This is a genomic window from Pseudomonas sp. MOIL14HWK12:I1 (genome assembly GCF_000510705.1).
GTDB lineage: Bacteria > Pseudomonadota > Gammaproteobacteria > Pseudomonadales > Pseudomonadaceae > Chryseomonas > Chryseomonas oryzihabitans.
On record NZ_KI783310.1, the window covers coordinates 333 to 20638 of the forward strand.

Here is a 20306-nt window from a genome sequence, read left to right on the forward strand (position 1 = left end):
GGCGCAGCCTTTTCCACTGGGCTCGCTGCCAGGGGGCCCTCACCCCAACCCTCTCCCCGGCGGAGAGGGTGCTATCCGAGCGGGCGATCAGCCTCATCGTCCCGATGAGCGTCGCCACGGATTGACCAGCAGACTCGACAGTCATGGCAGGCCGCTCCGGTCGAATTGCCGACAGCCCTCTGACCTGCCGTTCAAGCCGAACAAATGTCTTCCAGGTTTTTGTTTACACCCAGATACAACGTCACAAAAACCGTCTAGCGTGGGGCCACACGCCCTGACGCGTGCCCCGATAACAACAATCAAGGATGCAGGCATGACATCTTTCCTCAGGCAACGCCTGCCGCTGGCCATCGCCCTGGCCACGGCGCTCGCGGCAACCGCCCAGGCGGCTCCCAATCCCTACAGTGGCTTCACCGTGTTCGGCGACAGCCTGCTCGATGCCGGGCAATTTCCCGATACCGGGGTCACGGGCGCCAGCCTCAGATTCACCAACCGCGTCGGTCCCGGCTACAGCCCGGCCAGCGGCGCGGTGACCGGACCGGTGTCCTCGATCCTGCTCGGCCAGCAACTGGGCTTCGATGTCCGTACCCTGGACGCCTCGACCTCGCTGATCAATCAGCGGATCGGCCTGAGCGATGGCGACAACTGGGCCACGGGTGGCTACACCACGGCGCAGATCCGCGATTCCATCACCGCTCGCAACGGCTCGGTGGTGGCGGTGGGTGGCCTGACCCTGCGCAGCCGTGACGGCTACCTGCCCGGCCTCGCCAGCCAGGGACTGAGCCTGGATCCCAACACCCTGTTCTATATCAGCGGCGGGGGTAACGACTTCCTCCAGGGACTGGTCACCTCGCCGGCCACCGCGGCGGCCGCGGCCAATCGCCTGGGTGACGGCGTGGCTGCGCTGCAGCAGGCCGGCGCCCGCTATATGGTGGTCTGGCTGCTGCCCGACATCGGCCAGACCCCAGCCCTGGCCGGTTCGCCGCAACAGGCGGCCAGCTCGGCCCTGAGTCGGGTCTACAACCAGGCGCTGGTGGCGCGCCTGGCCGGTATCGACGCCGAGATCATCGGTCTCAACGTGCCCCAGCTGCTGGCCGAGGTGGTGGCCGAGCCGGGCCGCTATGGCCTGGCCAGCGGGCAGAATCTGACCGGCACCTGCTTCAGCGGCGACAGCTGCACCCGCAACCCCACCTATGGCCTGGGTGCGGCGGCGGCCGATCCCAGCCAGCTGCTGTTCAACGATCGCGTCCACCCGACCATCACCGGCCAGCGGCTGATCGCCGACTACGCCTATTCGCTGCTGGCGGCGCCCTGGGAGGTCACGCTGCTGCCGGAGATGGCCCAGTCCACCCTCAGGGCGCACCAGGACGGCCTGCACCAGCGCTGGCTGGGCGACTGGCATGCCTGGCAGCCGGTGGGGCGCTGGCAGGGCTATGTGGATACCAGCGCGCGGCGCCTGGACGTCGACGACCAGCGCAGCACCGCCGGCGGCGATGGCAACGGCTACAGCCTGGACCTGGGTGGCAGCTATCGGCTCAGCGAGGAATGGCGCCTCGGCGTGGCCGCCGGTGTCGCGCGCCAGCGCCTGGAGCCCGGCGCGGCCGATTCCAGCTATCGCCTCAACAGCTATCTGCTCAGCGCCTTCGCCCAGTACCAGGGCGAGCGCCTCTGGGGCGATCTCACCGCCACCGGTGGCCGGCTGGACTATGACGACCTGAGCCGCCGTTTCGCCCTCGGCCCGACCACCCGCAGCGAGCAGGGCGACACCGACGGCGATCTGCGCGCCCTCTCGGCGCGGCTGGGCTACGACCTGGCGGCGGCCGGCAGTCCCTGGCACCTGAGTCCCTATCTCAGCGCCGACTATGCCCGCGTCCAGGTGGATGGCTATCGCGAGCGCGGCAACGACGCCACGGCGCTGGAGTTCGACGACCAGTCGAGCACCTCGCGGCGGCTGGGGCTGGGTCTGCAGGGGCGCTGGCAACTCGCCCCGGCCACGGCGCTGTTCGCCGACCTGGGCCGCGAGCGGGAATTCGCCGATGGCACCCGCGACGTGACCATGCGCCTGAACAGCGTGCCGGGTCTGGACTACACCCTGGACGGCTACCAGCCCGACAGCGACCGCACCCGACTGAGCCTGGGCGTGGTCCAGCGGCTGACCCCGGAACTGACCCTGCGCGGTGGCTACAGCTATGCCGGCGCGGGCGATAGCCATCAGCAGGGCGTGGGCCTGGGCCTGTCACTGGACTTCTAACCGCCGCGCTGCGGGCAAGGCCCGCTGACAGGGTGTCAGCGGGCATTGCGGCTAGACCCGGCTGGGATCGCCCAGGCGCTGGCGCTGCCAGTCGCGCAATTCGTCCAGACGGCGCGGCGGGCAAACCAGAAAGCCTTGCAGAAGATCGCAACCGGCCTGTTGCAGGCAGAGCTGCTTGAGTTCGGTGTCCACGCCCTCGGCGATCACCTGGGCGTCGCGGGCATGGCAGAAGGCGATGAGCGCATCCAGGCTGGCCTGGTTGCCGGGCTGGCTGAGGCGCTCGACGATGAGCCGGTCGAACTTGATGGTGTCGGCGGGATAGTCGGTGACCTGCTGGATCGAGGTGTAGCCGACGCCGAAATCGTCGATGGCCACGCGAAAGCCCTCGGCGCGCAATTCATGCAGCAGCCCCAGGGTCCGCTCGTTCAGCTCGGCGGCGAAGGTCTCGGTGAATTCCAGTTCCAGGCGGGCCGGATCGACACGGTGGTGGCGGACCCGCTCGCGCAGATAGGGCACGATGTCGGCCTGATCCAGTTGCGCCGACGACAGGTTGATGGACAGCACCAGGTCGCTGCCCAGAACCTCCTGCAGCGCCGGGTATTCGCGGCAGGCCTGGTCCACGACCCAGCGATCGATCCAGCGAAAGTGCCCCTGGCGTTCGGCGATGGGGATGAATTCCGCCGGTGACACCGGGCCGAGGCGCGGCGAATTCCAGCGCAGCAGGGTTTCGGCGGAACGCACCTGGCCGTTGCTGTCGACCGCCGGCATGTAGACGAGATGGAATTCCTCGTCCGGGTTCATGCGCCGCAGGTGCTCGTCCAGCAGATCCTGGCGGCGCTGGCGCGCGGCCAGTTCCGGGGTGAAGTGCACCAGGCGGTTGCCGCCTTCGTTCTTGGCCCGCTCCAGGGCCAGGTCGGCTTGGGCCAGCAGGTCGGCCAGGTCCAGCGGGGCCTCGGGGGTCGCCAGGCCGATACTCAGGGTCACCGCATAGCGCCGCTCGCCAACCAGGGTGCCGTTGTCGTGGTTCTGCTGCAGCTGCTGGCCCAGGGCGAGGGCGTCGGTCGCCGCCGCCGGGCCGCGCAGCAGGATGGCGAATTCATCGCCCGCCAGGCGCGTGAACACCAGCTCGTTGTCCGCCTGATAGGCTTCCAGCTGCTGCTGGGTCTGCCGGGCCACGGCCTGCAGCAGCTCATCGCCCACTTCGTGGCCGAATCTGTCGTTCACCGACTTGAAGTGATCGAGGCCGAAATAGAGCAGGGCGATATGGCGGCCGTCCGGCTTGCCCGCCAGCCAGGATTCACCCATGAGCTGGAAGTAGCGACGATTGCCGATCTGGGTGAGGACGTCGGTGCGCAGGGCCGTGCGCAACTGCGCCAGGATGGTCAGGTTGTTGTCGTGCAGGCGCTTCATGTTGGCGCCCAGATGGCCGATCTCGCCGGGTTCGTCGCCGGTTTCGAGGGCCTGGCGCTGGCCTTCCAGCACCTCGGTGAGCTGACTGTCCAGCCGCGCGATGGGCCGGGTGATATAGCGGCGGATCAGCAGGATCAGGACCAGGATGCAGGCCAGGGTCACCAGCAGGCCGCCGCTGAAGTAGGCGATCGCCAGACGGCGCAATTCCCGGTCCAGGTGCCCCGGATCCGGGGTCAGGCGTACATAGAGATCGGGCGACAGGCGCTCGACGGCGGTGAAATCGCTGGTGCGGACGGGCAGCGTCCGGCTGAATTCCAGGGGCGCGCCATAGCTTTGCTCGAGGGTACGGCGCATGGCCTCCATCCGGTCCGGGCTGACCGCCAGTTGCAGCGTCATCGCCAGCCCGCGCTGACCCGGCAGGGGCGGTCCGGCGGTGCTCGGCAGCAGTGAAGTGGTCGCCACCAGCAGTGATCGCCCCTGTTCGTCGAGCAGATAGTCGCGCCGCTCCAGCGGACCGCTCGGCTCCTGGGTCAGGCGTTCGAGCAGTTGCCGCTGGGCAGCGCTCAGTTGGGCGAAGGGGTCGCCACTGCGTTCGTAGTAGTAGGCCAGGCTGAGGTCGGGGCGGGCGATGGCCAGGGAGATATGGCTGGGCGCATCGTCGCCGGCCAGCTGGCGCACCGCCAGTTGCAGCTGGGTACCCAGGGCTTCGTTGCGATAGGGCACCTCGGTCTGCCGCAGGAAGTTGCCCAGGGCGGCGCTGTTGGACAGGGCATAGAGCAGGTTGCGGCTGAAGTGGTCGTACTCGCGATAGGTGGTTTCCAGCGCCGCCAGGTCATGGTTGACCCGCGAGCGTTCGAGGCCGATCACCGCTTCGCGCTGGACCGTGTAGCCCAGACCGACCAGGGTCAGGCTGCAGAGCAGGGCGACCGGCAGGATCAGCAGCAGGGCGCGTCTATTGAGCGTCATGGCGACCTACCAGAGCACTGCCGATGCGTTGCCGGGTCTGGAAGGTGTCGGGCGGACCTTCGCGAAAGACCTGGCTGCGGGCGAGCACCTCATCGGGGGGAAACAGGCTGGGATCCTGACGCAGGTCTGCCGACAGCAGCCGCAGGGCGCCGGCATTGGGGGTTGCCAGGTGCAGGTCCTCGGTCGCCAGCACGGCATTGCGCGGTTCGTTGAGGAAATCGATGAAGCGCCAGGCGGCGGCCTGGTGCCGTGAGCTGCTGAGCAGGGCCACGCAGTCCACCCACAGCAGGCTGCCCTCGCGCGGCGTGACGAAGCGCCAGGGCTGCCCGGGCGTCGCGGCATTGAGCAGGTGCTGGTCGCCGCTGTAGCCCAGGGCCAGCTCGATGCGATCGCTGTAGGCCGGATTGTGCAGGGCGCTGACCACATACTGATAGGTCAGCACCGCCGGGGCCTGGGCCTTGAGCAGCGCGAAGCTGCGTCTGAGCAACTCGGGGTCGTCGCTGTTGATGGCGGCGCCGAGGGTGATCAGAGGCGCTACCAGGAGGTCGTCGTGGTCTTCGAGCATGGCGATATGGCCGTGCAGGGCCGGCTCCGGCTGCAGCAGCGGCTGCCAGGACGAGGGCGCCTGGGCCAGGCGATCGCTGCGGTAGAGCAGGCCCAGGGTGCCCCAGACGTAGGGCACGGCATAGTCGCCGCAACTCTGGCGCCAGCGCGGATCGAGCTCGCTCAAATGAGGCAGGCGCTGGGGATCGATGCGCATCAGCAGGCCGTCCTGGCCGAGGCGGGTGGCGCTGACCTCGTTGATCACCACCAGGTCGAGATCGGCATCGCCGCGTGCCAGGGTGGCATCGCGCACGTCGCTACTGTCGAAATGGATTTCCTGCACGGGCGAATGAGCCTTGGCCCAGCGCTGCAGTAGGGTGTCGCTGAAATAGCCTTCCCAGGTATAGAGCCGCAAGGGCTCGGCAGCCGCCACGGGTGACGCGGGCAGCCCGGTGAGCACCAGGCTGCAGACAAGGGGGATGCAGTAGCGCATGCGGACGACTCGGCGGCAAGGACTGACTTAACTAGGAGGGGCCGCAAGGCCCTGACGTTCACCCCGCGAACGTCGGGGCTCTTGCCAGTCTAGGAGTCATCCGCGTATTCGCCAGCCGCGGGCGCCGTCTATTGCACGCGCTGAGTTCTGACCTTCAGTTCTGCAGCGGCGCCACCCCGGCGCGCTGATGGGCGCGGGTCCAGGGATTCTGCTCGTCGGCGAATTTCACCGCCAGACGCTCCAGCACCCGTTGCGTGGGCGCATTGGTGCCATGCAGCAACAGCAGGGGCAACAGCAGCAGGCTGGCGCCCAGCGCGGCCTGACGCGGCTTGAGGTTGACCTCCTGGCCCCGCAGCAGCCACAGCAGGCTGCCGCTGGCGGCGTAGCCGATGGGCAGGCCGGTCACCACTTCCGAGATCGAGTGATAGCCCAGCACCACCCGCGAGACGGCGATGAGCAGGGCGCACAGCGCGCCCAGGGCGGCCGCGGTCAGCCGCAGCGACGGCCGCGCCCGGCTGGCCAGCAGCCAGCCGAGGACCGGCAGCACGCTGCCCACCAGCATGGAGTGACCGCTGAAGCCGGTGAAGTCCAGGCGCGGAATGCCCAGGCCCCAGCCAAAGAAGGCGATCTTCGACAGGGCCACGCTGAGACTGGCCGCACCAAACAGCAGCAGCCAGAGCAGTGCCGCCCGCGCCGACAGACCGGCCAGCAGCCAGAGCGCGATCAGCACGGCGCAGGGAAGCATCACCGAGGAATCGCCGAAGTTGGTGATGAACAGCCACATGGATAAGCACACTCCTGGAGAAGACGAGGCATTCTGACCACCGCACGCCCAGAGGTTGCATCGCCCGTGCCAGCCTGTGGACTGGTGCAAGAAAGCGCTGGGACCCCGGTTGCAGACCCAGAAAAAAGCCCCGGCACCGGAGGTGGCGGGGCTGTCTGCCGGGAGGCGTGTTACAGACCGGCGGCGGCGCGCAGGGCGGCGGCGCGATCGGTGCGTTCCCAGGTGAAGGTGGTGAAGGTGTCATCGCCCACGGTGATTTCCTGGGGATGGCGACCGAAGTGACCGTAGGCCGCGGTGGCCCGGTACATCGGGTGCAGCAGGTCGAGCATGGTGGTGATGGCGTAGGGGCGCAGGTCGAAATGCTCGCGCACCAGCTGCACGATCTTCTCGTCGCTGATCTTGGCGGTGCCGAAGGTGTTGATCGAGATGGAGGTGGGCTGGGCCACGCCGATGGCGTAGGACACCTGGATCTCGCAACGATCGGCCAGGCCGGCGGCGACGATGTTCTTGGCCACGTAGCGACCGGCGTAGGCGGCGCTGCGGTCGACCTTGGACGGGTCCTTGCCGGAGAAGGCGCCACCGCCGTGACGGGCCATGCCGCCGTAGCTGTCGACGATGATCTTGCGGCCGGTCAGACCACAGTCACCCACCGGGCCGCCAATGATGAACTGGCCGGTCGGGTTGATGTGGAACTGGGTGTCCTTGTGCAGCAGCTCGGCGGGGATGACGTGCTTGACGATCAGCTCCATCACGGCTTCGCGCAGGTCGGCGTACTTGACCTCGGGATTGTGCTGGGTGGACAGCACGATGGCGTCGATGCCGACCACCTTGCCGCCGTCGTAGCGGCAGGTCACCTGGGACTTGGCGTCCGGACGCAGCCAGGGCAGCAGGCCCGACTTGCGCGCCTCGGCCTGACGTTCCACCAGGCGGTGGGAGAAGGTGATGGGCGCGGGCATCAGCACATCGGTCTCGTTGCAGGCGTAGCCGAACATCAGGCCCTGGTCACCGGCGCCCTGGTCTTCCGGCTTGCTGCGATCGACGCCCTGGGCGATGTCCACCGACTGCTTGCCGATGATGTTGACGATGCCGCAGGTGGCGCCGTCGAAGCCCACGTCCGAGCTGTCGTAGCCGATGTCGACGATGACGTCGCGCACCAGTTGCTCCAGGTCGACCCAGGCGGAGGTGGTCACCTCGCCGGCGACGATGGCCACACCGGTCTTGACCAGGGTCTCGCAGGCCACGCGGGCGTGCTTGTCCTGGGTGATGATGGCGTCGAGCACGGCATCGGAGATCTGGTCGGCGATCTTGTCCGGATGGCCTTCGGACACGGACTCGGAGGTGAACAGGGAATATTCGCTCATCGAATGGTTCCTAAATTACCAAGGGATAGGGGCCCGCAGGCCGGTCGAGACAGCAGTTTCCTTGCTGGACATGACGCCCTTGAGCGTCGGGTCCACCCGCCACTGGCCGGTTGGCCTCATGACGGGGTGTTTCCCTGATCCGGGCGCGCGAACTGGCGCACCTGGATCTGAAAGCCGTTGCGCAGGCCGAGGTAGAGGCTTTCGCCCGCCTGCAGGCCGGCGGCCTGGGCCCAGCGCGCCAGTTCGTCCTGGTCGAAGCCGAGCCAGAGATCGCCACAGGCCGCGCGCGCCCAGGTCTGGTCGTGGGGGCAGAGGTCGGTGATCACCAGACTGCCGCCCGGTGCCACGCGCCGCGCCAGCTGCTGCAGCGCCTCCGCCGGCGCGGCGAGGTGGTGCAGGACCATGTTGAGGACCACGCAGTCGGCCGCTGGCAGCGGCTCGGCGAGGGCGTCGGCCAGTTGCAGTTCGACATGGGCAAGGCCGTCACGCTGGCAGCGCTGGCGCGCCAGTTCGAGCATGGCCGGGCTGTTGTCCACCGCCACCACCCGGGCGAAACGCCGCGCCAGGTCCGGCAGGAAGGCGCCGTCGCCCGGGCCCACTTCCAGGGCGCAGCCACGCGGATCCAGGGCCAGGGCGTCCAGCAGGCTGAGCAGGCCGTCGCGATACTGCGGCAGGCTGGCGATCAGGTCCTGCTGGGCCTGGAATTTTTCCGCCACCCGGGCGAAGAAGTCGCGACTCACCGCCGCGCGCTGGGCATGCACCTCGCCGATCCGCGTCTGCACCGCACTGGGCAGGGCCAGGGCGTCCACCTCTTCGAGCAGGGCGGCGTGCAGGGCGCCCCCCAGGCTGCCGGGGCGGGGCAGGGCGCGGCGATAGAAGATGGCGTTGCCCTCGCGGCGGGTGGCCACCAGTTGCGCCTGGGCCAGCACCTTGAGGTGGTGGCTGATGCCGGACTGGCCGGTGGCGAAGATCTGCGCCAGTTCCAGCACGCCGAAGGAGGCGCTGTGCAGGGCGCGCAGGACGTTCAGGCGCAGGGGATCGCCGCCGGCCTTGCACAGGGCGGCGAGGGTATCTCCTGGTTCTTGGCCGAGCGCCGGCACGCGGAGCGGATTCATGGGGCGCTAGTCTAGAGACCCGTCCCGGGCCTCGCAAGAAAAGCATCAAAAAGTTTTGATACTTGTCCATGGCGGTGGGCCGCGCATACCTTCGTCGAGGAAGGTAAGATGCCGGGGCCTTTTGCTCAGCGGTCTTCGCAACGTTGCGGTAACGACCGCGAGACTCGCGCGTCCAACCTGCAGCCCTCTTCCAGGAGCGTCACCGGGTAACCCATGTCCGTCCAGCCACCGTCCCCTTCCGCGCCTGCCGCCGGCACGCGCCTGGTGATCTGCGAGCACTGCGATTCGGTGCATCGCCTGGAGCCGCTCGCCGCTGGCGAGCGGGCGCACTGTCTGCGCTGTGGCGCCTTGCTCTATCGTGCCAGCCGCCTGGACATCCAGGGTCTGCTGGCGCTGGCGATCGCCGCGGCGGTGCTGTTCGTGATCGCCAATGTCGGACCCATCCTGCAACTCAGCTTTCGCGGCCTGCACAGCGAGGCGACCCTGCTGGAATCGGTGGTCGCCATGAGTCGCGGCTTCGCCGGCCCCATGGCGCTGGTGGTGGCCATGACCCTGTTCGTGGTGCCACTGCTGCAGATCCTGCTGCTGCTCTGGGTGCTCGGCTTCGCCCAGCTCGGCCGCCGAGCCCCCGGCTTCGCCACGGCCATGGTCACCCTGCACTACCTGCGGCCCTGGAGCATGATCGAGGTCTTCGTGCTTGGCGCCCTGGTGGCGGTGATCAAGCTCGCCGGCCTGCTGCACGTGGTGGTGGGGCTGGGGCTGTTCGGCATGGTCGGGCTGATGGTGGTCCTCTTGATCATCGCCAAGCGCGACCTGCACCCGCTGTGGGACGCCGTCGGGGAGCGCGAGTCTTGAGCGCGCCGCAGTTGCCGCCGCGCGCCGACGAACTCGGCCTGTGCCTGTGCCACGTCTGCGGCAAGGTCTGCACCGCGCCGCGCCGGCACAAGGCCGGCTGCCCGCGCTGCGGCTCGGCGCTGCACCGGCGCAAGCCCAACGTCTATGCCAAGACCTGGGCCTATCTGCTCGCCGCGCTGATCCTCTATATCCCCGCCAATACCCTGCCGGTGATGTTCACCGGTACCCTGGGCCGCGGCACGGAAAGCACCATCCTCGAGGGGGTGATCGAATTCTGGGAGAACGGCTCCTGGGGCGTCGCCCTGGTGATCTTCATCGCCAGCGTGGCGGTACCCTCCATCAAGTTTCTGGTGCTCGGCACCCTGCTGGTGAGTTGCCAGCGCCGCAGCGACTGGGCCACCGCCCAGCGTGCCCGGCTCTATCGCTTCGTCGAGCTGATCGGCTACTGGTCGATGCTCGACGTGATCGTGGTGGCTCTGGTCTCGGCGCTGGTGCACTTCGGTGCCCTGAGTTCGGCGGCGCCGCGCCTGGGTATCGTGTTCTTTGGTTTCGTGGTGGTGCTGACGATGCTCGCCGCGATGAGTTTCGATCCCCGCTTGATCTGGGATGCAGAGGTGAACGATGACGGACAGGCATGAACCCGACGCCCTGGCGCCTACCCCCGAGGTACGCCGCAGTCGCTGGAGCGTATCGCTGATCTGGCTGGTGCCCATCGTGGCGGCCCTGATCGGGCTGTCCATGGTGATCCACAGCTGGGCCTCGCGCGGGCCGACCATCACGGTGACCTTTCTCACCGCCGAGGGCCTGGAAGCCGGCAAGACCCAGGTCAAGTACAAGAACGTGGTGATCGGCACCGTCAGCGACATCCAGCTGGCACCGGATCGCAACCGGGTGATCACCACCATCGAGCTGGAAAAGTCCGCCGAGGGCTTCGCCACCAAGGACGCGCGCTTCTGGGTGGTGCGGCCGCGCTTCGGCGTCAATGGCGTCTCGGGGGTCGACACCCTGGTGTCGGGCGCCTTCATCGGCGCCGACATCGGCGATTCCACCGAGTCCCATCGCGACTTCCGCGGCCTGGAGCAGCCGCCGGCGCTGATCCACGGCGCCTCGGGCAAGAGATTCATCGTCACCGCCGACGACATCGGCTCGCTGGACGTCGGCTCGCCGGTCTATTACCGGCGCATCCAGGTCGGCCGGGTGGTGTCCTTCCATCTCAACCAGGACGGCAAGGGCGTCAGCGCGCAGATCTTCGTCGATTCGCCCTACGACCGCTTCGTCACCGCCAACAGCCGCTTCTGGAACGCCAGCGGGGTCGATGTCTCGCTCAGCGCCTCCGGCCTCAAGCTCAATACCCAGTCGCTGGCCACGGTGGTGGCGGGCGGCATCGCCTTCGTCACCCCCGAATGGCCCAAGGATCCGCAGGAGGCCGACGAAGACCAGCGTTTCACCCTGTTCGACGACCAGGCCAGTGCCCTGGCGCCGCCGGATGGCGAGCCCTTCTATGTGCGGATGAGATTCCAGCAGTCGCTGCGTGGCCTCGCCACCGGGGCGCCGGTGGAATTCCTCGGCATGAACGTTGGCCGGGTGGTCTCCCTGACCCCCGACTACGAGGACGCCCAGGATCGCTTCTCGCTGATCGTCGGCGCGGTCATCTATCCCCAGCGGCTGGGCGACGTCGGCAAGCGCATCGAGACCAAGGACCGCGACGGCAAGCTGTTCGCCGGCTGGGTGGCCCGCGGTCTGCGCGCCCAGGCCCGCACCGGCAACCTGCTGACCGGCCAGCTCTACATTTCCGTCGACTTCGTGCCCAATGCACCCAAGGTGGCCTTCGATCCCCAGGCCAAGCCGCTGTCGATCCCCACCGTCACCGGCAGCTTCGATCGCCTGCAGGAGCAGATGGCCGGCATCGTCAACAAGATCGACAAGATCCCCTTCGATTCCATCGGCAAGAATCTCGACACCAGCCTGGCGCAGCTCAGCGGCACCCTCAAGCAGCTCAACGCCGGGGTCCTGCCGCAGCTGACCACCACCCTGATGGGCGTGCAGCAACTCACCGGCAGCGCCAGCCAGAGCCTGGGCGCGGATTCCCCGGTGCAGCAGAATCTGACCCAGACCCTGGAAGAGATGCAGCGCATGGCGCGTTCCCTGCGCGTGTTCGGCGACTACCTCGGCCGCCATCCGGAATCCCTGATCCGCGGTCTGGTGACCGATCCGCCGCCCAAGTTCGAACCGGGCTCCCGCGATCCCGCCAAAGGAAAACTGCAATGAAGCGCCTGACCTGCCTGGCTCTGCCCCTGCTGCTGGCCGCCTGTTCGTCCAAGGCGCCGCTCAACTACCACACCCTGACCAGCGCCGCGGAGCCCGCCAGCCAGGCGCGCGCGGCGGACTTCCGCTTCGCCCTGCAGGGCGTCTCGGTGCCGCCCCAGGTGGATCAGCCGCAACTGGTGGTACGCCAGGGCGAGGGCATCGCCCTGCTGGAAAACGAACGCTGGATCGCGCCCCTGGCCGACGAGGTGCGCAGCGCCCTGTCCGCCGACCTGTCCCGGGACCTCGGTACCCTGGACCTGGGCGATGCCCCGCGCGGCAGCGGCGCCCCGGTGCTGCGCATCAAGGTGGATCTGCAGCGCTTCGATTCGCGGCCCGGGCGCGGCGTCCAGCAGGACGCGCTCTGGACCCTGCGCCTGGCCGAACCGGGTGGCGAGCGGGTGCTCACCTGCGGCAGCCGGATCAGCCAGCCCGCCGGCGCCTCCTATGCCGAGGTCGTCGCGGCGCACCGCCAGGCCCTGGCGACCCTGGCCAGGCGCATCGAACCGATGGCGCGCGCCTTCGTGGCCGACGGCGCGACAGTCTGCCCGGCGGGCTGAGGCGACCGCGCCGATTGCTGGAAGTGCCCTGGCTGGGCCAGAATGATGGCCCTTTCGCTCTGCCTCTGCCAGGAGACACCGCAATGCCCAGCCGTCGTGATCGAGCCAACGCCATCCGTGCCCTCAGCATGGATGCCGTGCAAAAAGCCAACAGCGGCCACCCCGGCGCCCCCATGGGCATGGCCGACATCGCCGAGGTGCTCTGGCACGATCAGCTCAAGCACAACCCTGGCAACCCCCAGTGGGCCGACCGTGACCGCTTCGTGCTGTCCAACGGCCACGGCTCCATGCTCATCTATTCGCTGCTGCACCTGTCCGGCTACGACCTGTCCATCGACGACCTGAAGAATTTCCGTCAGCTGCACAGCAAGACCCCGGGCCACCCCGAATACGGCTACGCCCCGGGCATCGAGACCACCACCGGTCCCCTGGGCCAGGGCATCGCCAACGCCGTGGGCTTCGCCCTGGCGGAAAAGGTCATGGCCGCCCAGTTCAACCGCGATGGCCACCAGATCGTCGACCACCACACCTACGCCTTCCTGGGCGATGGCTGCATGATGGAAGGCATCTCCCATGAGGTCTGCTCCCTGGCCGGCACCCTGGGCCTGTCCAAGCTGATCGCCTTCTATGACGACAACGGCATCTCCATCGATGGCGAGGTCGAAGGCTGGTTCACCGACGACACCCCCAAGCGCTTCGAGAGCTACGGCTGGCAGGTGATCCGCAACGTCGACGGCCACGACGCCGACGAGATCAGGACCGCCCTGGACACCGCGCGCAAGAGCGACAAGCCCACCCTGATCTGCTGCAAGACCGTGATCGGCTATGGCGCGCCGCACAAGCAAGGCAAGGAAGAGTGCCACGGCGCACCCCTGGGCAACGACGAGATCCAGGCCGCCCGTGAACTGCTCGGCTGGTCCCATGCGCCCTTCGAGATCCCCGCCGACATCTATGCCGAGTGGAGTGCCAAGGAGCGCGGCGCCGCCGCCGAAGCCGAATGGAACGAGCGCTTCGCCGCCTACGCCCAGGCCCATCCGCAGCTGGCCGCCGAATTCAAGCGCCGCATGGCCGGTGACCTGCCCGCCGATTTCGCCGAGCGCGCCGCCGCCTTCATCCAGGACGTCGCCACCAAGGGCGAGACCATCGCCAGCCGCAAGGCCAGCCAGAACGCCCTGCAGTTCTTTGGTCCGCTGCTGCCCGAGCTGCTCGGCGGTTCCGCCGACCTGGCCGGCTCCAACCTGACCCTGTGGAAGGGCGCCAAGGGCGTCACCGCCGAAGACGCCAGCGGCAACTATGTCCACTATGGCGTACGTGAATTCGGCATGAGCGCCATCATGAACGGCGTCGCCCTGCACGGCGGCCTGGTGCCCTACGGCGCCACCTTCCTGATGTTCATGGAATACGCGCGCAACGCGGTGCGCATGTCGGCGCTGATGAAGCAGCGGGTGCTCTATGTCTTCACCCACGACTCCATCGGTCTCGGCGAAGACGGTCCGACCCACCAGCCGGTGGAGCAACTGGCCTCCCTGCGCTACACCCCCAACCTGGACACCTGGCGTCCGGCCGATGCGGTGGAATCCGCCATCGCCTGGACCGCGGCCCTGGAGCGTCGCGACGGTCCCAGCGCGCTGATCTTCTCGCGCCAGAACCTGGCCCACAGCGTGCGTGACGAAGCCACCCTGGGCAACGCCGCGCGCGGCGGCTACGTGCTCAAGGACTGCGTCGGCGAACCCGAGCTGATCCTCATCGCCACCGGCTCCGAAGTCGGCCTGGCGGTGCAGGCCTACGAGCGCCTGAGCGCCGAAGGGCGCCAGGTGCGCGTGGTCTCCATGCCCAGCACCAGCGTCTTCGACCGCCAGAGCCCCGAGTACCGCCAGCAGGTCCTGCCGGTAGAAGTCGGTGCCCGCATCGCCATCGAAGCCGGCATCGCCGACTTCTGGTACAAGTACGTCGGTCTCGACGGTCGCATCATCGGCATGCACACCTACGGCGAATCCGCCCCGGCGGCCGCGCTGTTCGAGCACTTCGGCTTCACCCTGGACAACGTCCTGGCGGTGGCTGGCGAGTTGCTGGAAGACTGAGTCCTGCCGCGCTAATAGAAAAAGCCACGCTGAAGCGTGGCTTTTTTATGCCCGGGATTCAGCGCCTGCTCAGGGATTCACCCGGATGCTCGGCCCTGCCAGGGTGACCCCGCCGGCCTCCAGCTGCATGAAGCTGCCGCCGGCCTTGAGGGTCAGGCGGGCGCCGGCTTCCAGGACAATCTTCTGGCCGGACTGGAGCCGGATCTCGCTGCCGGCCTCGACCAGCAGACTGCCGTCCAGCCGCAGGTGCTGACTCTCGCCGATGTCCAGGTGGTCGTCGGCGCGCACCTCGCTGCGGCGCTCGCCCCGGGTGATGCGGTGTTCCTCGGCGTGGAATTCGCTGTAGCTGTTGCCGCGGATGCGCTCATGACGCTCGTGGCCGATCTCGCTGCGGTGATCATGGCCGATGCGTTCGTCCCAGTCGCGCTGGGCATGGACATGGATCTCTTCCTGACCCTCTTGATCCTCGCTGCGCAGTTCGTTGTATCCACCGCCGCCGGGGCTGCTCAGGCTCTTGAAGGTGGTGCGGGTCTTGTCCCGGGGCAGCTCCAGCGGTGGGCGATGCTCGGCGTGGTACAGGCAGCCGATCACCAGGGGTTGGTCGGGATCCCCCTCGAGAAAGCCCACCAGCACCTCCATGCCGATCCGCGGCACCGCCAGGGCGCCGTGGCCGTCACCCGCCCAGCCGCTGGCGACCCGCAGCCAGCAGCTGGTGCGCTCATCGGCCCGGCCCTGTCGATCCCAGTGGAATTGCACCTTGATCCGGCCCAGGGCATCGCAATGGATGTCATCGCCGGCCGGTCCGGTGACCACGGCGCTCTGGGCGCCCAGCAGCCTGGGCTTGGGATGGCGCAGGGGCAGGCGGAAGGGCTGCGTCCAGGGCCGGGCGACAAAGCTGTTGCGATAGCCCTGGCGCCAGCCGTCGGCCGGGATGGCGTCGGTGGCGTCTTGCTCCAGGACCTGGGGCTGGCGACCCTGGTGCTGGATCTCGGTCAGCAACCAGAGCTGATTCCAGTCGGCGCGCGGGTGCTGTTCCAACGGCAGGAAATGCCCGCTCACCAGGCTGGGCTGGTCGCTCGCACCCTCGGCCTGAACGGCGTCCCCTCGCAGGCGCTCCAGGCGCCGGCTGCTCAGGCGCTGGCCGGTAGCGCGATCGGTGAAGCGGCCGGGAAAGCCATAGTCTTCCAGCGCGGGCTGGGCCGCGGTTTCCGCATTGCTGTGCAGGCGCAGCCGAGGTTGCAATGGGTCGTGATCGCGTAGGGTCGCGGCGCTGCTGCGGATCTGCAGGCCGACCGCCAGGCGACTGATCACGGGTTCGTCCGTCACCAGACCACTGCCGGGTCGATAACGGGTGGCGCCCAGCCGCGCAAAGCCGGTGGCGTCATCGCCAAACACCAGCACATGACCGTCGCGGCGATGCTGGTGGTGGAAGTGCAGGCCCTCTTCTTCGCAGAGGCGGGTGAGAAAGGCCAGATCGCTTTCGCCGTACTGCACGCAGTAGTCGCGCGGCGGATAGCGCGTTGGCCCCAGGGCGAAGCGATAGTCGCCGTCGAGGATGCCGTGCTCCTCGAGCAGCTGCGCCAGGATCTCGGGCACGCTGCGTCCCTGGAAGATGCGGGAATTGACGCGGTGGGCCAGGGCAGCCAGGCGCGGCACCAGTTCGGCGCGATAGCGGGTCAGGCGCCGGCCCGTATCGCCCTGGGCCACGGCGGCGAGCTGGCCGTGGATGCCCTGGTCACCCGGACCCAGGGCGAGAAAGGCGGGCCGCTGCAACAGCGCTTCCAGCGGCCAGTCCGGGCGCTCGCTGACCAGCTCGAGCTGGAAGCGATAGGGCTGGCCGATGGCCTCGCGGCCGTCGAAGGCGAGCACCTGGAAATCCTGGGCGACGCCGTCCAGCGTTAGGGTGAAGGTCGGGGTATTGGCTGAGCTGAACATCGCATCGCGTCCTTGCGAATCGAAAGCTCCAGTGTGCGCTACAGGGTTGCACCGGCTCAAGCGCCGAAAGGTGCATTCTAGAGCCTTTTAACAGGCAGATTCTGGCGCAGTGCCAGGCTGGGAGGCGGTGAAGAGATCCTGCGGCGGCGGCAGCGCGCCTTCCAGTTCCAGCAGGAATTGCTTGGTCGGTAGGCCGCCGCCAAAGCCGGTCAGGGCGCCGGACGCCCCTATCACCCGGTGGCAGGGCAGCACGATGGGCAGCGGATTGCGCCCGTTGGCGGCGCCCACCGCGCGCATCGCCTGGGGTCGGCCGAGATGGCTGGCGAGTTGACCATAGCTCCAGGTCTGGCCGTGGGGGATCTCCGCCAGGGCCTGCCAGACCGCCAGCTGGAAGGGGGTGCCGCGCGGTGCCAGGGGTAGCTCGAAGGTCCGGCGCTGCCCGGCGAAGTACTCGCCAAGCTGCACGCAAGCCAGGTCGAGGATCGGGTGATCGGCAGCGCTCCAGCTGGCGTCACGCTTGGCCAGGTAGCGATTCTCGGGAAACTCCACCACGCGCAGGCCACTGTCGTCGGCGGCCAGGGTGAGCGTACCTATGGGGCTGTCCAGCAGGCAGTAGGCGATCATCGGGGCGACTCCTTGGCGAGACGGGTGGGAACGGGTTCGGCGGGGGCGTCGGCGGGCGCCTTCCAGGTGGCTTCGCGCCAGACCTGCATCACCCCGTAGGCACGCCAGGGCCGCCAGGCTTCGGCGCGGGCGTACAGGGCCTTGGCGGTCAGGCGCTCGCCGGGCGGCGCCAGCCGCTTCTGCAGCACCAGGTCTTCCACCGGGCAGGCATCGGGATGGGCCAGGGCGCGCAGGGCGATGTACTGGGCGGTCCAGGGCCCTATGCCCTTGAGCGCGATCCAGCGCCGGGCGAAATCGTCCAGGGTGCGCCCGGTGTCGAAGTCCACCTCACCGGCGCGCAAGGCCCGGGCCACGGTGCCGAGGGTGCCGGCGCGGGCGCGGATCAGGCCGAGGCCGGTGAGGTCTTCCAGGGCGGCATCGGCCAGGGCATCCACCGTGGGAAAGAAGTGATGCAGACCGGCTGGCGGTCGACTGGCCTCGTGACCAGGCTCGCCCCAGGGACGACCGAAGCGCTGCACCACCCGGGCGGTCATGGTGGTCGCTGCCACCACGCTGACCTGCTGGCCGATGACGGCGCGCACGGCGATCTCGAAGCCGTCCCAGCCACTGGGCAGGCGCAGGCCCGGGCGGCGCGCCACCAGTTCCGCCAGGGTCGGATCGACCGCCAGACCCTGGGCGATGGCTTCGGGATCGGCGTCCAGATCGAACATGCGGCGAATACGCGCCACCGCGGCCTGCAGCTCTCCAGGGGCGGCACCGTGCAATTCCAGGCGCAGCGCCGGCGTGTCGGCGTCCCAGGCCGAGACGCGCAGCCAGCCGGGCTGTTCGGGGGTACCGATCACCCGGGCGTAGCTGGTGTCGTCCAGCACCTCGACGCCGGGCAGGGCGTGGCCGCGGAGAAAATCCAGCTGGGCCGCGAAGTCGTAGGGCGGTCGATAGGCCAGGCGCAGGACCAGCACCGGCGAAGCCGCGGCCTGACCCTTGCGCACCTGACTGGGGGCCAGGCCGTAGGCGTCGCGAAAGGCGGTGTTGAAGCGCCTGAGACTGCCGAAGCCGGCGGCCAGGGCCACCTCGGTGATGGGTAGCCGGGTCTCGCTGAGCAATTGCTTGGCGAACAGCAGTCGGCGGGTGGTGAGCACCGCCAGGGGCGCGGCGCCCAGGCGCTCGACGAACAGCCGGCGCAACTGGCGTTCGCTGAGGTCGAGGCGGGCGGCGAGGGCGGGCAGGCCGCCGTCGTCCAGGCCTTCGTCCATCAGTCGCAGGGCCCGCGCCAGGGTGGCGTCGTCGCGTTGCCAGTGGCCGCCGGCGGGGGAGAGCTCCGGGCGGCATCTCAGGCAGGGGCGATAGCCCGCGGCCTCGGCGGCTGCGGCGCTGGGGTAGTAGCTGACGTTTTCCGGGCGTGGCGGTTGCGCCGGGCACACCGGCCGGCAGTAGATGCCGGTGGTGAGCACCGCGGTGTAGAACAGGCCGTCGAAACGCGGATCCCGCGCCAGGCGGGCGCGTTCGAAGGCGGGAATATCGGGAAAGGCGTTCATGGCGGCAGGTTAGCACCGCCGGGGAGGGGTGACTGGCCGTTTTCGGACGGGACCGCTGAGGTGGGCGAGGCATCTTAATCGCGGCCATGGGCCGCTCCTACAGGAGCATCAGGCGTTTGTAGGAGCGGCCCATGGCCGCGATAAGCCGTATTACTTAGCATCGTAGCGTGGAAAACGGCGCAGCCTTTTCCACTTGGGCTTCGTCGCGAGCGGCACCCTCACCCCAACCCTCTCCCAGGGGGAGAGGGGGCTTGCCGGAGCAGGCCGGTTCAGCGTCGTAGCGAGGAAAACGGCGCAGTCTTTTCCACAAGAGCTTCGTCGCGAGGGGCACCCTCACCCCAACCCTCTCCCAGGGGGAGAGGGGGCTTGTCGGAGCAGGCGGCCGGCTCAGCACCGTAGCGTGGAAAACGGCGCAGCCTTTTCCACTGAGGGCTTCGTCGCCCGGGGCGGCCTCATCCCAACCCTCTTTCGGAGGAAGAGGGTGCTTGACGAAGCAGGAGGCTGGCTCAGAAATCCCAATCCTCGTCTTCGGTACTCACCGCCTTGCCGATGACGTAAGACGAACCCGAGCCGGAAAAGAAGTCGTGGTTCTCGTCGGCGCTGGGCGACAGGGCGGCGAGGATCGCCGGGCTGACGTCGGTCATGCTGCTGGGGAACAGGGCCTCGAAGCCCAGGTTCATCAGCGCCTTGTTGGCGTTGTAGTGAAGGAATTTCTTCACGTCCTCGCTCCAGCCGACGCTGTCGTAGAGGTCCTCGGTGTAGGCCACCTCGTTGTCGTAGAGATCCTGCAGCAGCTCGTAGGCGAAGTCCTTGACCTGCTGGCGACGCTCCGGGCTTTCCTTGGCCAGGGCCTGCTGGAATTTGTAGCCGATGTAGTAACCGTGCACCGCCTCGTCGCGAATGATCAGGCGGATCAGATCGGCGGTGTTGGTCAGCTTGGCGCGGCTGGACCAGTACATCGGCAGGTAGAAGCCCGAATAGAACAGGAAGGACTCCAGGAAGACGCTGGCCACCTTGCGCAGCAGCGGGTCCTCGGCGTGGTAGCGCGCGAGGATCAGGTCGGCCTTGGTCTGCAGATAGGGATTCTCCTCGCTCCAGCGATAGGCCTCGTCCACGTCCGGCGTCGAGCAGAGGGTGGAGAAGATCGAGCTGTAGGAGCGCGCATGCACGGCTTCCATGAAGCCGATGTTGGCGATCACCGCTTCCTCGTGGGGGGTGACGGCGTCGGCCAGCAGGGTCGGGGCGCCCACGGCGTTCTGGATGGTGTCCAGCAGGGTCAGGCCGGTGAAGACGCGGATGGTCAGCTGCTGTTCCTTGGGCGTCAGGGTCGCCCAGGAGGGGATGTCGTTGGACAGCGGGATCTTTTCCGGCAGCCAGAAGTTGCCGGTCAGGCGATTCCACACCTCCAAGTCCTTCTCGTCCTGGATGCGGTTCCAGTTGATGGCGTTGATGCGATTCAGGCGCGGGGCGTTCATAGCTGCATTCATGA

The 20306-nt window shown here is 68.2% G+C and carries 15 protein-coding genes; 6 read left to right on the forward strand and 9 right to left on the reverse strand.

What is annotated here, in order from left to right:
• Nucleotides 1–313: 313 nt before the first annotated feature.
• The gene (locus tag PSEK12I1_RS0123095) at nt 314–2251 is read left to right on the forward strand and encodes an autotransporter domain-containing SGNH/GDSL hydrolase family protein (protein ID WP_027598214.1); all 1938 of its coding nucleotides are present in this window, start codon (nt 314–316) and stop codon (nt 2249–2251) included.
• Between the two features lie 51 nt (nt 2252–2302).
• On the opposite strand, the gene PSEK12I1_RS0123100 is transcribed toward PSEK12I1_RS0123095, so the two are convergent.
• The 5 genes from PSEK12I1_RS0123100 to PSEK12I1_RS0123120 form a co-directional block, all read right to left on the reverse strand.
• Entirely contained in the window at nt 2303–4627 is a 2325-nt protein-coding gene (locus PSEK12I1_RS0123100; RefSeq protein WP_027603060.1) for a bifunctional diguanylate cyclase/phosphodiesterase, read from the reverse strand.
• On the reverse strand, nt 4614–5663 hold the full coding sequence (locus PSEK12I1_RS0123105) for a spermidine/putrescine ABC transporter substrate-binding protein (protein WP_027603061.1): 1050 nt from the start codon (nt 5661–5663) through the stop codon (nt 4614–4616). The genes PSEK12I1_RS0123100 and PSEK12I1_RS0123105 overlap by 14 nt, the downstream gene beginning before the upstream one ends.
• A gap of 154 nt (nt 5664–5817) precedes the next feature.
• Nucleotides 5818–6447: a phosphatase PAP2 family protein gene (locus PSEK12I1_RS0123110; protein WP_027598217.1), complete on the reverse strand. Its 630-nt coding sequence runs from the start codon at nt 6445–6447 to the stop codon at nt 5818–5820.
• A gap of 170 nt (nt 6448–6617) precedes the next feature.
• Nucleotides 6618–7808, reverse strand: coding sequence for a methionine adenosyltransferase (metK, locus tag PSEK12I1_RS0123115; protein WP_027598218.1), 1191 nt, complete (start codon nt 7806–7808; stop codon nt 6618–6620).
• 116 nt (nt 7809–7924) lie between these two features.
• Entirely contained in the window at nt 7925–8923 is a 999-nt protein-coding gene (locus tag PSEK12I1_RS0123120) for a metalloregulator ArsR/SmtB family transcription factor (RefSeq protein WP_027603062.1), read from the reverse strand.
• 213 nt (nt 8924–9136) lie between these two features.
• On the opposite strand from PSEK12I1_RS0123120, the gene PSEK12I1_RS0123125 reads away from it, so the two are divergent.
• The 5 genes from PSEK12I1_RS0123125 (at nt 9137) to tkt (ending at nt 14723) form a co-directional block, all read left to right on the forward strand.
• Nucleotides 9137–9778: a paraquat-inducible protein A gene (locus PSEK12I1_RS0123125; protein WP_027603063.1), complete on the forward strand. Its 642-nt coding sequence runs from the start codon at nt 9137–9139 to the stop codon at nt 9776–9778.
• Nucleotides 9775–10416 (forward strand): paraquat-inducible protein A, encoded by a 642-nt coding sequence (locus tag PSEK12I1_RS0123130; RefSeq protein WP_115945141.1) that lies wholly within the window; start codon nt 9775–9777, stop codon nt 10414–10416. Before PSEK12I1_RS0123125 ends, PSEK12I1_RS0123130 begins: the two co-directional genes overlap by 4 nt.
• Entirely contained in the window at nt 10400–12046 is a 1647-nt protein-coding gene (locus PSEK12I1_RS0123135) for an intermembrane transport protein PqiB (RefSeq protein ID WP_027598222.1), read from the forward strand. The genes PSEK12I1_RS0123130 and PSEK12I1_RS0123135 overlap by 17 nt, the downstream gene beginning before the upstream one ends.
• On the forward strand, nt 12043–12642 hold the full coding sequence (locus tag PSEK12I1_RS0123140) for a membrane integrity-associated transporter subunit PqiC (protein ID WP_027603064.1): 600 nt from the start codon (nt 12043–12045) through the stop codon (nt 12640–12642). Before PSEK12I1_RS0123135 ends, PSEK12I1_RS0123140 begins: the two co-directional genes overlap by 4 nt.
• A gap of 83 nt (nt 12643–12725) precedes the next feature.
• A complete protein-coding gene (gene tkt / locus PSEK12I1_RS0123145) occupies nt 12726–14723 on the forward strand; it encodes a transketolase (RefSeq protein ID WP_027603065.1) in 1998 nt (665 codons plus the stop codon).
• A 69-nt stretch (nt 14724–14792) separates the two neighbouring features.
• Here the strand turns inward: tkt and tssI are convergent, their stop codons facing one another.
• From tssI to nrdF, 4 genes are all read right to left on the reverse strand, one after another.
• Nucleotides 14793–16658, reverse strand: a complete 1866-nt coding sequence (gene tssI, locus PSEK12I1_RS0123150; protein WP_027603066.1) for a type VI secretion system tip protein TssI/VgrG — start codon at nt 16656–16658, stop codon at nt 14793–14795.
• Between the two features lie 87 nt (nt 16659–16745).
• On the reverse strand, nt 16746–17282 hold the full coding sequence (locus PSEK12I1_RS0123155) for a methylated-DNA--[protein]-cysteine S-methyltransferase (protein WP_027603067.1): 537 nt from the start codon (nt 17280–17282) through the stop codon (nt 16746–16748).
• Nucleotides 17279–18817 carry a DNA-3-methyladenine glycosylase 2 gene (locus tag PSEK12I1_RS0123160; protein ID WP_027603068.1) on the reverse strand — a complete coding sequence of 513 codons (1539 nt, stop codon included), beginning with the start codon at nt 18815–18817 and terminating at the stop codon, nt 17279–17281. The genes PSEK12I1_RS0123155 and PSEK12I1_RS0123160 overlap by 4 nt, the downstream gene beginning before the upstream one ends.
• Before the next feature lie 506 nt (nt 18818–19323).
• Nucleotides 19324–20304, reverse strand: coding sequence for a class 1b ribonucleoside-diphosphate reductase subunit beta (gene nrdF / locus PSEK12I1_RS0123165; protein WP_284670313.1), 981 nt, complete (start codon nt 20302–20304; stop codon nt 19324–19326).
• Between the last annotated feature and the right edge of the window lie 2 nt (nt 20305–20306).

Bases quoted from the DNA above. Each gene is read 5' to 3' on its own strand.
- tkt (WP_027603065.1), top strand. From the start codon at position 12,726: ATGCCCAGCCGTCGTGATCGAGCCAACGCCATCCGTGCCCTCAGCATG.
- PSEK12I1_RS0123110 (WP_027598217.1), bottom strand. From the start codon at position 6,447: ATGTGGCTGTTCATCACCAACTTCGGCGATTCCTCGGTGATGCTTCCC.
- PSEK12I1_RS0123125 (WP_027603063.1), top strand. From the start codon at position 9,137: ATGTCCGTCCAGCCACCGTCCCCTTCCGCGCCTGCCGCCGGCACGCGC.
- PSEK12I1_RS0123095 (WP_027598214.1), top strand. From the start codon at position 314: ATGACATCTTTCCTCAGGCAACGCCTGCCGCTGGCCATCGCCCTGGCC.
- PSEK12I1_RS0123120 (WP_027603062.1), bottom strand. From the start codon at position 8,923: ATGAATCCGCTCCGCGTGCCGGCGCTCGGCCAAGAACCAGGAGATACC.
- PSEK12I1_RS0123105 (WP_027603061.1), bottom strand. From the start codon at position 5,663: ATGCGCTACTGCATCCCCCTTGTCTGCAGCCTGGTGCTCACCGGGCTG.
- nrdF (WP_284670313.1), bottom strand. From the start codon at position 20,304: ATGAATGCAGCTATGAACGCCCCGCGCCTGAATCGCATCAACGCCATC.
- PSEK12I1_RS0123100 (WP_027603060.1), bottom strand. From the start codon at position 4,627: ATGACGCTCAATAGACGCGCCCTGCTGCTGATCCTGCCGGTCGCCCTG.
- PSEK12I1_RS0123135 (WP_027598222.1), top strand. From the start codon at position 10,400: ATGACGGACAGGCATGAACCCGACGCCCTGGCGCCTACCCCCGAGGTA.
- tssI (WP_027603066.1), bottom strand. From the start codon at position 16,658: ATGTTCAGCTCAGCCAATACCCCGACCTTCACCCTAACGCTGGACGGC.
- metK (WP_027598218.1), bottom strand. From the start codon at position 7,808: ATGAGCGAATATTCCCTGTTCACCTCCGAGTCCGTGTCCGAAGGCCAT.
- PSEK12I1_RS0123140 (WP_027603064.1), top strand. From the start codon at position 12,043: ATGAAGCGCCTGACCTGCCTGGCTCTGCCCCTGCTGCTGGCCGCCTGT.
- PSEK12I1_RS0123155 (WP_027603067.1), bottom strand. From the start codon at position 17,282: ATGATCGCCTACTGCCTGCTGGACAGCCCCATAGGTACGCTCACCCTG.
- PSEK12I1_RS0123160 (WP_027603068.1), bottom strand. From the start codon at position 18,817: ATGAACGCCTTTCCCGATATTCCCGCCTTCGAACGCGCCCGCCTGGCG.